The 13,902-nt window shown below is 37.6% G+C and carries 16 protein-coding genes and 1 CRISPR repeat array; of the genes, 12 read left to right on the top strand and 4 right to left on the bottom strand.

The window, feature by feature from the left end; genetic code table 11:
- Window positions 1–157, top strand: a 157-nt coding sequence (locus FFM57_RS02785) for a transposase (protein WP_137598984.1), incomplete at its 5' end; no start/stop codon positions are given.
- A gap of 323 nt (window positions 158–480) precedes the next feature.
- Here the strand turns inward: FFM57_RS02785 and FFM57_RS02780 are convergent.
- From FFM57_RS02780 to FFM57_RS02765, 4 genes are read right to left on the bottom strand one after another with little or no spacing between them, the layout of a single operon-like run.
- Complete coding sequence (locus FFM57_RS02780) at window positions 481–690, bottom strand: helix-turn-helix domain-containing protein (RefSeq protein ID WP_137598983.1); 210 nt, start codon at window positions 688–690, stop codon at window positions 481–483.
- Between the two features lie 11 nt (window positions 691–701).
- Window positions 702–1,244 carry a DUF2975 domain-containing protein gene (locus tag FFM57_RS02775; protein WP_137598982.1) on the bottom strand — a complete coding sequence of 181 codons (543 nt, stop codon included), beginning with the start codon at window positions 1,242–1,244 and terminating at the stop codon, window positions 702–704.
- 30 nt (window positions 1,245–1,274) lie between these two features.
- Entirely contained in the window at window positions 1,275–1,817 is a 543-nt protein-coding gene (locus FFM57_RS02770; RefSeq protein ID WP_137598981.1) for a hypothetical protein, read from the bottom strand.
- Between the two features lie 22 nt (window positions 1,818–1,839).
- Window positions 1,840–2,376, bottom strand: coding sequence for a DUF2975 domain-containing protein (locus tag FFM57_RS02765; RefSeq protein ID WP_170999864.1), 537 nt, complete (start codon window positions 2,374–2,376; stop codon window positions 1,840–1,842).
- A 203-nt stretch (window positions 2,377–2,579) separates the two neighbouring features.
- Here FFM57_RS02765 and FFM57_RS02760 point away from each other — a divergent pair, with 203 nt between their 5' ends.
- The 11 genes from FFM57_RS02760 (at window position 2,580) to FFM57_RS02710 (ending at window position 13,865) form a co-directional block, all read left to right on the top strand.
- Window positions 2,580–2,960 (top strand): VOC family protein, encoded by a 381-nt coding sequence (locus FFM57_RS02760; protein ID WP_137598979.1) that lies wholly within the window; start codon window positions 2,580–2,582, stop codon window positions 2,958–2,960.
- Between the two features lie 205 nt (window positions 2,961–3,165).
- Window positions 3,166–3,672: a CRISPR direct-repeat array (repeat unit 33 nt; unit sequence GTCGCACCTCGCATGAGGTGCGTGGATTGAAAT).
- A gap of 320 nt (window positions 3,673–3,992) precedes the next feature.
- Window positions 3,993–5,186 carry a SpaA isopeptide-forming pilin-related protein gene (locus FFM57_RS02755; RefSeq protein ID WP_137598978.1) on the top strand — a complete coding sequence of 398 codons (1,194 nt, stop codon included), beginning with the start codon at window positions 3,993–3,995 and terminating at the stop codon, window positions 5,184–5,186.
- Window positions 5,123–6,919, top strand: a complete 1,797-nt coding sequence (locus tag FFM57_RS02750) for a SpaA isopeptide-forming pilin-related protein (RefSeq protein WP_137598977.1) — start codon at window positions 5,123–5,125, stop codon at window positions 6,917–6,919. Before FFM57_RS02755 ends, FFM57_RS02750 begins: the two co-directional genes overlap by 64 nt.
- Window positions 6,920–7,143: 224 nt before the next feature.
- Entirely contained in the window at window positions 7,144–7,458 is a 315-nt protein-coding gene (locus FFM57_RS02745) for a YdcP family protein (protein ID WP_137598976.1), read from the top strand.
- 19 nt (window positions 7,459–7,477) lie between these two features.
- Complete coding sequence (locus tag FFM57_RS02740) at window positions 7,478–7,852, top strand: YdcP family protein (RefSeq protein ID WP_137598975.1); 375 nt, start codon at window positions 7,478–7,480, stop codon at window positions 7,850–7,852.
- A gap of 66 nt (window positions 7,853–7,918) precedes the next feature.
- The gene (locus FFM57_RS02735) at window positions 7,919–8,788 is read left to right on the top strand and encodes a TIR domain-containing protein (protein ID WP_137598974.1); all 870 of its coding nucleotides are present in this window, start codon (window positions 7,919–7,921) and stop codon (window positions 8,786–8,788) included.
- Between the two features lie 56 nt (window positions 8,789–8,844).
- Window positions 8,845–9,645 (top strand): DUF6414 family protein, encoded by an 801-nt coding sequence (locus FFM57_RS02730; RefSeq protein ID WP_137598973.1) that lies wholly within the window; start codon window positions 8,845–8,847, stop codon window positions 9,643–9,645.
- Window positions 9,638–10,774, top strand: a complete 1,137-nt coding sequence (locus FFM57_RS02725; RefSeq protein WP_137598972.1) for an AAA family ATPase — start codon at window positions 9,638–9,640, stop codon at window positions 10,772–10,774. The genes FFM57_RS02730 and FFM57_RS02725 overlap by 8 nt, the downstream gene beginning before the upstream one ends.
- A 34-nt stretch (window positions 10,775–10,808) precedes the next feature.
- Window positions 10,809–12,206: an FtsK/SpoIIIE domain-containing protein gene (locus FFM57_RS02720; protein WP_137598993.1), complete on the top strand. Its 1,398-nt coding sequence runs from the start codon at window positions 10,809–10,811 to the stop codon at window positions 12,204–12,206.
- 169 nt (window positions 12,207–12,375) lie between these two features.
- Window positions 12,376–13,572, top strand: a complete 1,197-nt coding sequence (gene mobT / locus FFM57_RS02715; RefSeq protein ID WP_212741479.1) for a MobT family relaxase — start codon at window positions 12,376–12,378, stop codon at window positions 13,570–13,572.
- The gene (locus FFM57_RS02710; protein ID WP_137598970.1) at window positions 13,569–13,865 is read left to right on the top strand and encodes a hypothetical protein; all 297 of its coding nucleotides are present in this window, start codon (window positions 13,569–13,571) and stop codon (window positions 13,863–13,865) included. The genes mobT and FFM57_RS02710 overlap by 4 nt, the downstream gene beginning before the upstream one ends.
- The last annotated feature ends 37 nt before the right edge of the window (window positions 13,866–13,902 follow it).

The raw sequence follows: 13,902 nt of genomic DNA, 5'->3' as shown, positions 1-13,902 counted from the left end.
AATCACTCTTGCAATGCAGCTCCCTTATAATAATGCCAAATTAGAGAACCTTCACACCCATATTAAAAACTTGAAAAGAACCCTTTACGGGTTCAAAAGTTTTAAAAATATGCGTACTCGAATTTTTCTACTCAATCATTTAATTGAAATAAAATAAAAAACACCTAAAGCAGACTTGATATCTACTTTAAGTGTTCCATTTTCAGACCTATCAGTCCGATTTGACAAAGAGCCCTTTTTTCATAAGAGTGTTTTTGGAAGAAATATCACGATAAACTTTTGATGCACGCAAAAATTTATCTGACGAGAGAAGCTGAAATAAAAGCTTTTTAGCCGAAGACTTTTATTATTTTCTCTCTTCTTTACATTTTCAGTATAGAATAATTTGTTAGCGTTTACAATAGCTTTTGCGAAAAAATTTACGATTAATAAAAAACTTTTATCCTTGTCAGTAAGCCTTAATCGCCCTCTGATTTTTTCTTAAGTTTCCTCTTCATATTCAATTAAATCTCCCGGCTGACAGTCTAAGAACCGACAAAGCGCTTCTAAAGTTGAAAAGCGAATCGCCGTGACTTTGCCCGTCTTTAACTTGGAAAGATTCACGTTGGTAATCCCGACTTCATCGGCCAACTCTTTTAAAGAAATTTTGCGATCAGCCATGACGCGGTCTAAACGAATAATTAAAGGCATGCGCCAACCTCCTAAACAACATCCTCCGAGAACTCTTGCAAATGTAAACCGTAACGAAAGACCTCAGCGACTACTAATAAAATCAGACCGATAATTAGTTCGCTACTTAAGCCAAAAGTTACGTAAATATCATGAGTCATGAGGGCTAATAATGGATAATAAAGTAGCTGCGGAGTCAGCCCCAAAAGTACGAAGAGCCAACCAACTTTTTTTAAAATTTTTACTTTGCTAAGGGCAAAAGGAGTTTCGCCTTGTGCTAAGCATTTAAAGAGCTGACTGATTTTAAGAAAAGCTAGGCCAAAAATGAAGGCAGCGAAAACTGCAACAAACATTGTGATGATTTCTTTGAAACGTTCCTCTTGCCCGCTAAGGGGTGTGTGGACTTTTGAGTAAGTGAAAAAAGAGAAATATTGTGGTTGATAAGATAGCCAATTTTTTTGTTGAGTGAAAAGAGTAGTGAGGGCAGGAAGACTAGCCGCAAAGCCAAATAAAGCAGTGACTTTGAAAAAGAAAGCCAGCACACTAGTGAGACGTAAAAACTTTTTTGTTTCCATGATTTTCCCTCCTTAGATACGCGCAGCCTTTTAGACGACGTCTTCAGAAAAAGTTTGTAACTGAACACCGTAACGAAAGATCTCTTTGACCACGAATAAAACGCCACTGATAATTAAAAAAAGATTCAAGCCAACTAACAGATAAGTTTCTTGAATAGTTAAAATCAGCAGTGGATAATACAGCAATTGCGGTAATAAGCCGATGAAAAAAAGTAATTGCGTAATTTTGGTGAGTTGGCGCACATTATTCAAAGTAAAAGGAATTTCACCTAACGATAAAGTTTTAAATAAACTTGATGCCAGATAGAGACACCGACTCCCTGAAAGAAGGGCGACGCTGTTTGCCAAGAGTAAGGAAATATTTTTTAAAAAGATTTCTGTTGTGGATAAAGGCAGAATCGTTTGGGTATAACCGATAGAAAAAAAGAAATTCGGTTCAAATGAAAGTAAATTATCTCCTTTTAAGAAAAAGATAGTCCAGGCAAGAGGAATGGTGAAAAGCAAAATAAATAAGATAACTTTAAAAAGGATAGCTAAAAAATTGGTCATGGCAAAATAATTTTTTGTTTGCATAGGAAGTCTACCTTTCTTTTGTTTACACTACTTCATCATTAAAGGCTTGTAAGGACACGCCATAGCGAAACGTTTCGGCTACTACTAGTAAAATTAAGCCCACGATCAATTCATAAGTAAAGCCAAAAATAAAACTACCGCCAGCTTTAGCCAAGAAAAGCAGAGGATAATACCCTAAACCGGGGAGCACACCTAAGATACAAAAAAGAAAACCGATGTTCCGCAGTTCATTTACTTTCTCTAAAGAAAAAGGCGACTCCCCAGTAGTTAGCTCAGCAAAAAAGCGACTCACTTTAAAATAAGTAAAACTACCAATAAGTAGACTAAGCAGGCCAAAAATTAAACCAAATGTTTCCTCCAACTGTGGTCGGGCCGCAGTAGCAGCACTGATAGCATAATTAAAAAGAATAATAAGGTGAGGCTGAAACTCAAAACTGGCATCAGCATTACTGAAAAATAATAGGAGAAAAAAGGCAACACCGAATAAGCAAAAAACAGCAGCAATTGTAAAGAAAATCTGCAATAGACGAGTTAAACGCAAGAAATTTTTTTGCCTCATGAAAACCCCTCCAAAAGAAATGTTTTTCTTTATTATAGCCATAAACTTTTCGATAAGCAATAAGTAATTATCGTTTTGCGATAATTAAATTTGATGTGCTAGAGAAATTAACGACAAAAAACTTCCGTAAAAATTTATGTCAAGCCGCTGAAACGAAATTAGATGGTAAAATACTTGTAGGAGTTCATTAAGGAGGAAATCAAATGAAAATTGAACACATTGCATTGTGGACCAAAGATCTAGAACAAATGAAGGGTTTTTACGAAAAATATTTTGCAGCAGAAAGCTCAGCGTTATATGTAAATGAAAAAACAGGCTTTCGTTCTTATTTTTTGAGCTTTGCTAGTGGTAGTCACTTGGAGTTAACTAACAAAAAGTTTCTCTTGGAACGTGCAGTGGACGCGGTGGGTTATTCCCACTTGGCTATTTCTGTAGGGACGAAAGAAGATGTAGATAGCTTTGTGACAAAAGTACTCGCAGATGGTTTTCCGTTATTGAATGGACCGCGAACTACTGGTGATGGTTACTATGAAGCTGTTATTCAAGATCCGGAAGGAAATTTATTGGAAATTACGACAGATTGAAATATGTAGGTGTAAAAATGATCTTTAAGCGTTATATTTATTTTAGAGGTGCGAGTGTCAGGTAAACAATTATTGACTAGTAGATTCGCACCAAAATTTTGGCTAGATTATAAGCATTTAGCAGTAAAATTTAGTATTTTATCATACCAGTGCTATATTTCTCGTACTTTTTTGTGAAATCAACTTATTTTGGATAGATTTCACGGTCGCACCTCGCATGAGGTGCGTGGATTGAAATCCCGGGTTGAGTGGTTGGTGAATCTGTCACCCAGTCGTCGCACCTCGCATGAGGTGCGTGGATTGAAATCGTCCACGTTGTGCCGATTAAAGTATAGATGCCAAGTCGCACCTCGCATGAGGTGCGTGGATTGAAATTCCTGCCATATAATTTCCTCCTAGCTATAGTAAGTCGCACCTCGCATGAGGTGCGTGGATTGAAATTTAACGCCTTCATAAGCAGATTTCAACCCGCCAAGGAAGTCGCACCTCGCATGAGGTGCGTGGATTGAAATAAAGTCATCTATTCCCCTTTCCTGTTTTCAAAATGTCGCACCTCGCATGAGGTGCGTGGATTGAAATAAAAATAGTGTGAAAGGTACGACAGTTTGAGAAGTCGCACCTCGCATGAGGTGCGTGGATTGAAATCGTTAAATCAATATCTAGCGCTTCCGCTATCCGTGTCGCACCTCGCATGAGGTGCGTGGATTGAAATATTTTTGTTTCCTCCTTTGATTTGTTTACCTCTTCGTCGCATGTGGAGACAATAGTGTTGCTACAACGACACTAAGGCTGGAAATCCTTAATTTTAGGCAGTTTTACAAGCATATCGTTTTCACTGGCGAGGGGGATAAAGTACGAAATAAGGAGATTCGAGACTACATCAATGTGTCAGTAGTCATAGACCTAGTAAGTGGGAACACAACAAATGAAAACTAAATATTAGAGTAGATAGTATCTATTTACTCGTTAGAATAAGGCGTTTCTATAAAAGGAAGCGTCTTTTTTTGTACCCAAAATTAAAAGAGAAAAACAATGAAAGGAATGAGTATGAAAACAAAATCAAAAATACCACAAAAAGTATTGAGTTTCGTTATGGTCTTAGTGACACTATGCGGAACATTATTCTCAAATGCGATACCTGTTCATGCCAGTTCATTAAATTTAGATGAACCAACGCAATACTATTATACAGGTGTCAGCCCTAACACTGGTTATGCCATTACCCATAATGTATATGTGTTAAAAATGGACGGCAAAAAAGTATTCTGTATTAAATCTGGTGTGCCTGCTAATAGTGGCGAGGGATTTGTTCCAGAAACTTACGTTAATGCAAAGAAAGAGTTGCTGTCTAAGATTGCCTACTATGGCTATACCACTACAGGTCAGAGCCATTATGATTATGCCGTAACCCAATTGATGATATGGGAACAATTAGGCGACCAGTATGTTTCGTCCACAATTCCCAATTACCATCAACGAAAAGCTGAAATCATGGCATTGGTAAATAAGCATGATACCTTACCCTCATTTAACGGTCAGTCGGTATCTGTAACGGTTGGCGATAGTCTCACGTTAACCGATTCAAATGGTGTCCTGCGTGATATGACTATGGAATCCAACACTACCAATGCACCAACGAGCCACAACGGAAACAGCTTGAAAATTACACCAAGTGCTAATTCCAATGATGGTACTATCACATTCCGTAAAGTACCTCAAAATGAAGTCGGTACGTCGATTGTCTACAAGAAACCTCATGAACAGTCTATGGTTGAATTCCACTTGGAAAGTTCTAAGCAAGCTACAGTCAAGGTTGATGTGATTCATCTTGGAAATATCCAAGCTACAAAAATTGATGAAGAAACTGGCAAGCCTTTACCTAATGCCAAATTGAAGTTTGAATACAACGGCACGTCTAAAGAGATCGTGACGGATTCAAACGGCTTGGCTACTATCAATGATATTCCAGAGGGAACAACTGTTACTGTAAGCGAAGTAACCGCACCTAACGGCTATTTTAATAAAGGAGAAATCAAGAAAGTCGTTATCAAACCAAATACTACCGTGTCCGTGACCTTGAACAACAAGGAACAACTTGGACAGGTGCTATTAACTAAGACGGGTAAAGAGTTCGGTTCTGCTATGTTAAACAAATACTATCTATGTCAAAATTCAATGAAGATGGCGAAACGGATACATTCTTTACCAACGAAGAGGGTTACTTAATTACCCCAGAAGCCTTACCATATGGCGATTACGAACTAATCGAAGTCCAAGCACCAGAGGGATATGTTTTAGCCAAAGAGCCAGCCAAATTCAAAGTTGATGGTTCAAATAATGGGTTAATTGAAATCCGATTTGAGGATAAATCCCAAAAAGGAATCGTGACTCTTGAAAAGACTGGACAGACACCAATTGATGTCACTGTAAAAGAATCCGATTATGGAAAAGTCCATGAGTTTGTCTATGAGTATAAACCAATCGCTGATGTTACCTACCGTATTGAAGCCGTTGAGGAAATTAAAACCAATGATGGTACAGTTCGTGCGAAAAAAGGCGAAACAGTCGCTACCATTACCACTGATAAAAACGGCGAATGGCAATCGCCAGAATTATACCTTGGAAAATACCAAGCGATTGAAGTATCAGCTCCAAATGGTTTTATCTTAGATGATAGACCGATTCCATTTGAATTAAAATATGCTGGACAATTAGTAGAGCTGACTTCTACTTCTATTACGGCAACCAATGATTTCCAATCCTTAGATATTCAATTATTTAAGAATGAAGAATCTATTTCTAGCTGGAACAATAACCAGCCAGAGATTGAAGCTATCAAAGGGAATAACAAGGTCTTTGGTGTTTTCACTCGTGAAACTCAAAACGTATCCGAAACTATCCAAGTACCAGAAAATACCTTGATTGCTTATCAAGCTGTTAAAGATGGGAAAGCAACCTTTTCCTTGCAGTTACCACAAGGAAAATTCTACTTAAAAGAGATTGACGCTGGTTCTTCCCATGTGGCTGATGATACCGAATATGACTTTGAATTTACAGCCGAAAACAACCATGTGACATTCCCAATCCATATCTATCAAGATACGGTAGCTTATGGTCGTGAAACCATGCAAAAGATTACACGCAATCCTATTTTAAACAAATTGCATTTCAATGAATTTACCATCAAGAAAGTGAATGAAACAGCTCACTTTGACAAAGAAACTGGCGTGGAATTTGCTTATGACGCTTTGGGTACTGGTGCAGTATTCGCATTAGAAAACAAAGATGGCGAAGTTTTACAGGAGGTCACTATCACAAAAGATGGTCTAGGTGTCTTTACCAATATTCCAGTAGGCACATTCTACCTAAAAGAAAAAGCACCATCTTCTGACCAATACTTGGTATCCAAAGATGTGATTCGTATTGAATCGACCAAAGAGGGTATCAAGGCTTTTAATGCCGAAAATGAATTGCTTGGCGAACAGCCTGTTTCATTAGAAGAAACCGAAGCTACGATTCTATTTGAAGTCAAGAACTACCTTATCAAAGGAACAGCAGAATTAACCAAAAAAGATGTATCCACTGGGGAACTTTTACCAGATACAGGTGTTCGTATCTTAGACAAAGAAAAGAACGTGATTGTTGAGGGGCGTACCAATGACAAAGGAATCTTTACTTTCAAGCAGTTACCAAAGGGAATCTACTATTTCCAAGAGTTTGACGCTCCGAAAGGTTATGAGTTGGACGAAACCCCTATACCGTTTGAAATCAAAGAAAATGGAAAGGTTGTGACTTGCGTTATGACAAATAAGAAAATTGAAACACCATCAACACCAGACCGCTCATTACCAAAAACTGGTGATACCAGCAATATCGGTTTCGCATTGATTGGTTTAGCAGTTTCGGCAACGGCAATTGGTGTCTTATATTTCCGCCGTAAAAAAGCAAAAGCAGAATAAAGGAAACGTCTTACGCAAGGATCAGTCATGAACAATGACTACCCCTTGCGTTTTTCTATCCCAAAATAAAGGATTCGTGGTTCTTTCCAAAAAGGAAACAGCCACTTTAACAACAGAAAGGATTGAGAATGTATGTATCCTATCCGTTCACCGACAGTAAAAGACTGTCACTAACAACTGAATAACCAACTATATAAAAACAGAAAGAAACGAGGTAAAACTATATGGAATTAAAACACGTCATTCCCAATATGGAAAAGACATTTGGAATATTAGAATACGCTGGCGAGGGCAAGGCCGAACAACGACGTATCAATGGCAGACAGACCATTCTCTCACGAAGCTACAATTTATATTCAACGGTTCAGCGTGCAGATGATATTGTAGTCGTCTTACCTGCCGAAGCAGGCGAAAAGCATTTTGAATCAGAAGATAAAATTTGTTTGATTAACCCAAAGATTACTGCCGAAGGTTATAAGATTGGCAATCGAGGATTTACAAACTATATCATGCACGCTGATGATATGGTAAAGGCATAAGAAAGGACAGGTAAAAAATATGAGATTAGCACAAGGAATTGTCATTGAAAAAGAAAAGACATTTGGATTATTGAAGTTTTCAGCCTTGCGTCGTGAAGTTCGTATCACTGATGAGGAGGGCAATGTTACAGAACAGATAAAAGAACGGACTTATGACCTTAAATCGAAAGAACAAGGTCGTATGATTCAAGTTAGTATTCCTGCTTCTGCTGGCGAGAAAAACTTTGAGTATAACGCCGAAGTGGAACTTATCAATCCAGTAGCGGATACGGTAGCGTCTGCCACCTATATGGGTGCTGATGTGGACTGGTATATCAAAGCTGACGATATTGTATTGAAAAAGCCTGTTGGCAATCATTCAAACTCACAGAAACAGAACTTAGACAAAAAATAAATGCATGTTATATTATCTCTCCCTTTGCTATAATATAAGAGAAATCAAACATATGGAGGATAGTAAATGAGCGTTGGACAAGCACAAAGAACAGTGAATCAACTAAATAAGGACATAGCTTCACTAGAAAAAAAGATGGCTGACTTAGTAAAAAAAGAAGCTGACAGAACAAAGAAAATTGGAACAACTCAACGAAGTATTACAAAAAACACTTCTGCTTCTATGCTAAGAACAAAATCACGTCAAATTGAGGGTTATCAAAAAGAACTTGCAAAAGTCCTTTCTGATAAAGCTGATATTAACAAAAAAATGGCTGATAAGAGAAAAAGATTATCAGACGCAACCTTAAAGTTACAAAAGGAAGAATCAACGCAAGCCAAGTCTTTAGTTAAACAACAAGAAAAAGTCTATGCTACCTATGAGAAACAAATTTCAGATTTAACAAAGCAAGTAACTGAACAATCAGCTATTGCCACTTCATCAGATAATGTATTTAACTCTGATGGTACAGAAGAATTTGACGTGTTTCTATCTCATGCGGCGGAAGATAAAGAAAGTTTTTGTGATGAATTTTCAGCTATTCTCCAAGAAAAGCACGGACTAAAAGTTTGGTATGATAGTATCTCCATAAAATGGGGTGATAGTATTAGGGCTGAAATTGATAAAGGGCTAAAAAAATCAAAATTTGGTGTAGTAATCTTATCGAGAAATTACATCAAGAAGTATTGGACAAATTATGAGCTAGAAGCTCTCTTTCAGATTGAATCCAATGGAGGAAAAGTCATTTTACCAATTTGGCACGACATTACTAAAAAAGAAATACAAGATTTCAGCCCAACCTTAGCTGGTAAACTTGCTATGAACACAAGTATGATGACACCTGATGAAATTGCAGAAAAATTAAACGAAATTTTCCAATCGTCTTTAGAAGATTAGGAATTAGAACAAGGAATTAGTTATTTACCACTTGTTCTATTTTGAAAGGAGTATGTATGAACACTATAAATAAAATCATCTATTTTGATAAAGAGACAATAAGCAATATTCTGCAAGAATCAAATAAAGGTGAAAAATCAACACAAACTGGCGTTAGCTCTAGTATAAAAGGGAGCGGTGAAGTTTCCGCAGATACTTCAATAAAACTAGGCGTTCCTTTCATTCAAAGGTTAGGCTTCCTTTTTTCAGGTAAAATGTCTGCTTTATATATTCTACAAAGGGATAAAACTACCACTATCACATCAACTGAAATTTCAGAGTTTGAATCGCTTAAATCTAATCTCACCCCTATAACGGGGGTAAAGTTAGATGATATTGAGAATTCTTCAACCTTTTTTCGGGTTGCAGGTGGTTATTTAAATATGGTACAAGGTGGTGTAGATGGTGTTAATGTGAAAGAATTTAATGCTGTAATGAATGACTTTGATGGATATGACACATACAAAATTGATGATAATCGTTATATTCGTTTTAATAACTCCGCTTTTGTGAGTAACTATAAAAGAAATGACGTAATTACTACAATTATGGACGTATATTGTATTCCAGTTGGAACATTTGAAACTGGACAATTTGATTTCATCAAACAGATTACAAAAATGCAAACTTTAATATCTGGCGTAGAAACAGCTTCTACATTAGCTGAAAAATATCCCTCTAAGAAAAAGACATTTGACGTTGACGCTGTTACTAATGATGATTCTACAAACATTCTAGATGAAAAAACAGTAGAATTATATGACGTGGTTTATGCTTCTATTTCTGCGGATAATGGTACAGGAGGGACAGATGAGTAATAACAGGAAATATATCGTTTCTATCGGTTCTAAAACCTATTTTAAGAGTCAACTTGAGAGCCAGCTCCCTAATTGGGAAGATGATGATAATGTTGCCACTTTTTTAGATTTAGTTAAAGAATCTGATGAAAGGAAAACTCAAGGGATTCCTTTTGAGAATCATGCAGACATACTCATTGTTTATAATGATAATTATAGTGGGATTACTGAACAAGCACATGATAGGATAGGTGTTCTGATTGATGAACTGAGTAATGAAGATTCTACGATATACATTCACAATCCTCCAATTAGATTAAAAGAATATCTTGCATATGTAAAAGAAAATGAAGATTGTGAAGTTGAATATTCTTCAGAAATATATACAACTGATATGAATGAGGAAGATTTTGTTGAAAATATGCATTCTATTTCAACAAATATTTTCGGTCAAGAACAAGCACTGAAAGAAATCACAAAATCCATGTGGTATTTGACAAAAGTAGAACGAAAGAAACCATACGTAATTATGTTATATGGAAACAGTAGTTTAGGGAAAACTGAAATTGTTAGGGAAATTGCAAATAAATTTTATGGTGATAAATTTGTTGAAAAACATTTATCTATGTTTAAAAATACCACATATTCAGATTACTTTTTTGGGGAACAACCTAATCGAAAAACACTGGGATTTGATTTATTAGAACGGAATTCAAATTTGATATTTCTTGATGAATTGGATAAATGTCCAGACTACTTTTATTCGGCTTTTTATACATTATTCGATAGTGAAGTCTTTAAAGATGCTTCCTATGAAGTGAGTACGTCAGGTATGTTTATCATTTTAACAGCTAACTATCTGGACAAAAAACAGATGATGGATAATTTAGGACTGCCTATATATTATAGAATTGATAAGTTTATTCCGTTCAATGATTTTGATTGTGATACCATTCGTGATATTACTTTAAAAGAAATTGCTGATAGAGCTGATGAATATTCAAATTTACTCACTTCTGATGATATTTATGAAGCGGTTAGTCCATTAATTTCAACTCAAGGTGAAAATGCACGAACAATTAAACAAAAAGTTCAGCAAGTAATAGAGGAATTACTTTTCTCAAAAATTGAAAGTGAGTTTGATGATTAATTAAGAAACATTGCTTTATGAAAGGAGTGATACAATCTTTAAATACAAAGGCAAACGAATCCATGCCAGCGACAAAAGCCTATTCTACAACACCGCACTAGCAGGATTCAGCTTCATATTCTTACTGGTGATGATTCTGTTTCATTTATCATCACTCATGGCGGTGGATTGGAATACCGTTACTATAGATAGCCTTATTAGGCAACTTCATAGACCATACTTCTGGGGTAGTGTAATCACTGCCCTTTTTGTATGCCTACTATTCGGACTCTTGTATTACCGATACCGCATTGATTCCGTGAAGCAACTGCAACACCGCCAAAAGCTGGCACATATGGTATTACAAAACGGCTGGTATGAAGCAGAGCAGATTCAAGATGATGGCTTCTTTAAAGACCTGCCAAGCTCTAAGACGAAAGAGAAAATCAGCCACTTTCCTAAGCTGTATTATTACTTGAAAGATGGTCTTATCCATATTAACGTGGAAATCACTATGGGAAAATACCAAGACCAGCTCCTACAGTTAGAAAAGAAGCTGGAAACTGGCTTGTTCTGCGAACTAGTCGATAAAGAGCTAAAGGAATCCTACATTGAATATACGTTGCTCTATGACACAATCGCCAGCCGTATCACAATTGATGAAGTGGTTGCCAAAGATGGACGCTTGAAACTGATGAATAACGTCTATTGGGCGTATGATTCACTGCCACATATGTTGATTGCCGGCGGTACTGGTGGAGGGAAAACTTACTTCATTTTGACCCTCATTGAAGCCTTGCTTCACACCGATTCCAAGCTCTATGTCTTAGACCCAAAGAACGCTGACTTGGCAGACCTAGAAACTATCATGGATAATGTCTACTATCGCAAAGACGATATGCTGGCGTGTATTGAACAGTTCTACGAAGATATGCTGGCACGCAGTGAAGAAATGAAACGCGACCCCAATTATAAAACTGGGGAAAACTACGCCTATTTAGGCTTACCAGCGAACTTTCTAATCTTTGATGAATACGTCGCCTTTATGGATATGCTGGGAAAAGAAAGTACCAAGGTGGTCGATAAGTTAAAACAGATCGTCATGCTTGGACGACAAGCAGGATTCTTTTTAATCTTAGCGTGCCAGCGTCCAGATGCAAAATACTTAGGCGACGGAATCCGTGACCAGTTCAACTTCCGTGTTGCCCTTGGGCGTATGAGTGAGCTAGGCTATGGCATGATGTTTGGTTCAGACGTGCAAAAGCAGTTTTTCCTAAAGCCCATCAAAGGGCGTGGCTATGTAGACGTTGGAACAAGTGTCATCAGTGAATTTTACACCCCACTTGTACCAAAGAAATATGACTTCCTAAAAAACATAGGAAACCTAACAGCCAGAACGCCGACTGTGCCAGTGGCGGACGAAGTGCAAGCCACAGGTACAGACGAGCGTTGACTTGGTGTGGCGTAAGCCACGCCAAGCGACTAGCCCCCTATACCTAACAGGGGGGCACAAAAACAACAAGAAACAGTGATTTTAATAAGAAAATCCCAGATAGTACAAGGGATTTGCGATTTTTCGGCAGATGTCAACTAGACCCCAAAAGTTGACACCTGCCTTTTTGATTGGAGGAATGCGATTGAAACAACCCACTTGGATTGAAGAATTAAAGGACAAAAGGCTGACTTATGGACTATCGCAAAATAAACTGGCAATAGCTTCTGGAATCACTAGACAGTATCTTTCAGATATTGAAACAGGAAAAGTGATTCCCACTTCCCAAGTTCAAGAAGCCTTACTGGAATCCCTAGAACGATTCAATCCAGATAACCCCTTAGAAATGTTATTCGACTATGTGCGGATTCGGTTTCCCACAGATGATGTCGCCTTTGTCATTCATGATATTTTACGGCTGAATATTGACTACATGATTCATGAGGATTTCGGTTATTACTCCTATCCAGAACATTACCGCTTCGGTGATGTGGTGGTACTTTGTTCCCACGACTTAACCAAAGGTGTGTTGCTGGAACTCAAAGGAAAAGGTTGTCGCCAGTACGAAAACTTCCTGCTGGCACAACACCGTAGCTGGTATGACTTCTTCCGAGATTGCTTAAATGTCAAAGCTGTATTCAAGCGAGTAGACCTTGCCATCAATGACAAGGTAGGAATCTTAGATATTCCAGAACTGGCAAAAAAGTGTGATGAAGAAGAATGTATCTCGGTCTTTCGTAGCTTCAAGAATTACCGTAGTGGTGAGTTAGTCCACCGTGACGAAAAACCAGATATGGGAAATACCCTCTACATTGGTTCAATGAAAAGTGAGGTCTACTTCTGTATCTATGAAAAAGACTACGAGCAATACGTCAAGAATGATATTCCTCTTGATGAAGCGGACGTGAAGAACCGCTTTGAGATTCGCTTGAAAAATGAGCGAGCCAGTAAAGCCATTGAGGATTTACTGAAATTTGAAAATGCCGAGCGAACGACATTTAAAATTATCAATCGGTATCTACGTTTTGCGGACAAAGACGATACCAAACGTCGTAGCGACTGGCAGACAAACGAACGCTGGGAATGGTTCATTGGAAAGAATCGAGGTGAATTACCTTTAACTACCAAACCAGAGCCATACAGCTACGAGCGGACACTAAACTGGTTACGCCATCAAGTAGCACCTACTTTGAAAGTAACCAGTATTCTTGATGTGTTAAATGAAACTAATGTCCTGCCAGAAATGATAAAGGAAGCCAAACTAACCGAGAAACACGAAAGGTTGATTGAACAACAGAACTTGTCAGTTGAGGACGTTATCGTATGAGTAGCCTATTGACTGAAAAGCTCTACGAGCTTGGCTTTCTTTGCGGTATCGAATTGGAAATCTATATTCAAGATACTGGCAAGTACACTTCCCTCATTATCGAGAATGAATATAAAGGGGGTGATATTTACCGATACGATTTTTATAAGAAAACCTTTTACCCACGTTATCCTAATCAGACAACGGTGTATGGGGAAAACATGACTGCGGTGGAATTGTTGGAACGAGTAGAACGCTACTTGGAAAACCGCCAACAATACCTAGCAGAACTATCAAACAAAATAAAGACTTAGCTTGAGACTTCTAAAACAGAGGTCGCTTTTTTGATGA

The sequence above is a fragment of the Enterococcus nangangensis genome (assembly GCF_005405245.1).
In the GTDB taxonomy this organism is placed as follows: domain Bacteria; phylum Bacillota; class Bacilli; order Lactobacillales; family Enterococcaceae; genus Enterococcus_J; species Enterococcus_J nangangensis.
Note: the sequence above shows the minus strand (reverse complement) of the source record. Positions and strands in the feature narration are given on the sequence as shown.

What these genes read in the sequence shown, in the direction of transcription:
- FFM57_RS02730 (WP_137598973.1), top strand. Translation starts at nt 8,845, where the DNA reads ATGAACACTATAAATAAAATCATCTATTTTGATAAAGAGACAATAAGC.
- FFM57_RS02760 (WP_137598979.1), top strand. Translation starts at nt 2,580, where the DNA reads ATGAAAATTGAACACATTGCATTGTGGACCAAAGATCTAGAACAAATG.
- FFM57_RS02725 (WP_137598972.1), top strand. Translation starts at nt 9,638, where the DNA reads ATGAGTAATAACAGGAAATATATCGTTTCTATCGGTTCTAAAACCTAT.
- FFM57_RS02745 (WP_137598976.1), top strand. Translation starts at nt 7,144, where the DNA reads ATGGAATTAAAACACGTCATTCCCAATATGGAAAAGACATTTGGAATA.
- FFM57_RS02750 (WP_137598977.1), top strand. Translation starts at nt 5,123, where the DNA reads ATGTCAAAATTCAATGAAGATGGCGAAACGGATACATTCTTTACCAAC.
- FFM57_RS02775 (WP_137598982.1), bottom strand. Translation starts at nt 1,244, where the DNA reads ATGGAAACAAAAAAGTTTTTACGTCTCACTAGTGTGCTGGCTTTCTTT.
- FFM57_RS02770 (WP_137598981.1), bottom strand. Translation starts at nt 1,817, where the DNA reads ATGCAAACAAAAAATTATTTTGCCATGACCAATTTTTTAGCTATCCTT.
- FFM57_RS02740 (WP_137598975.1), top strand. Translation starts at nt 7,478, where the DNA reads ATGAGATTAGCACAAGGAATTGTCATTGAAAAAGAAAAGACATTTGGA.
- FFM57_RS02765 (WP_170999864.1), bottom strand. Translation starts at nt 2,376, where the DNA reads ATGAGGCAAAAAAATTTCTTGCGTTTAACTCGTCTATTGCAGATTTTC.
- FFM57_RS02755 (WP_137598978.1), top strand. Translation starts at nt 3,993, where the DNA reads ATGAAAGGAATGAGTATGAAAACAAAATCAAAAATACCACAAAAAGTA.
- FFM57_RS02735 (WP_137598974.1), top strand. Translation starts at nt 7,919, where the DNA reads ATGAGCGTTGGACAAGCACAAAGAACAGTGAATCAACTAAATAAGGAC.
- FFM57_RS02780 (WP_137598983.1), bottom strand. Translation starts at nt 690, where the DNA reads ATGCCTTTAATTATTCGTTTAGACCGCGTCATGGCTGATCGCAAAATT.
- FFM57_RS02710 (WP_137598970.1), top strand. Translation starts at nt 13,569, where the DNA reads ATGAGTAGCCTATTGACTGAAAAGCTCTACGAGCTTGGCTTTCTTTGC.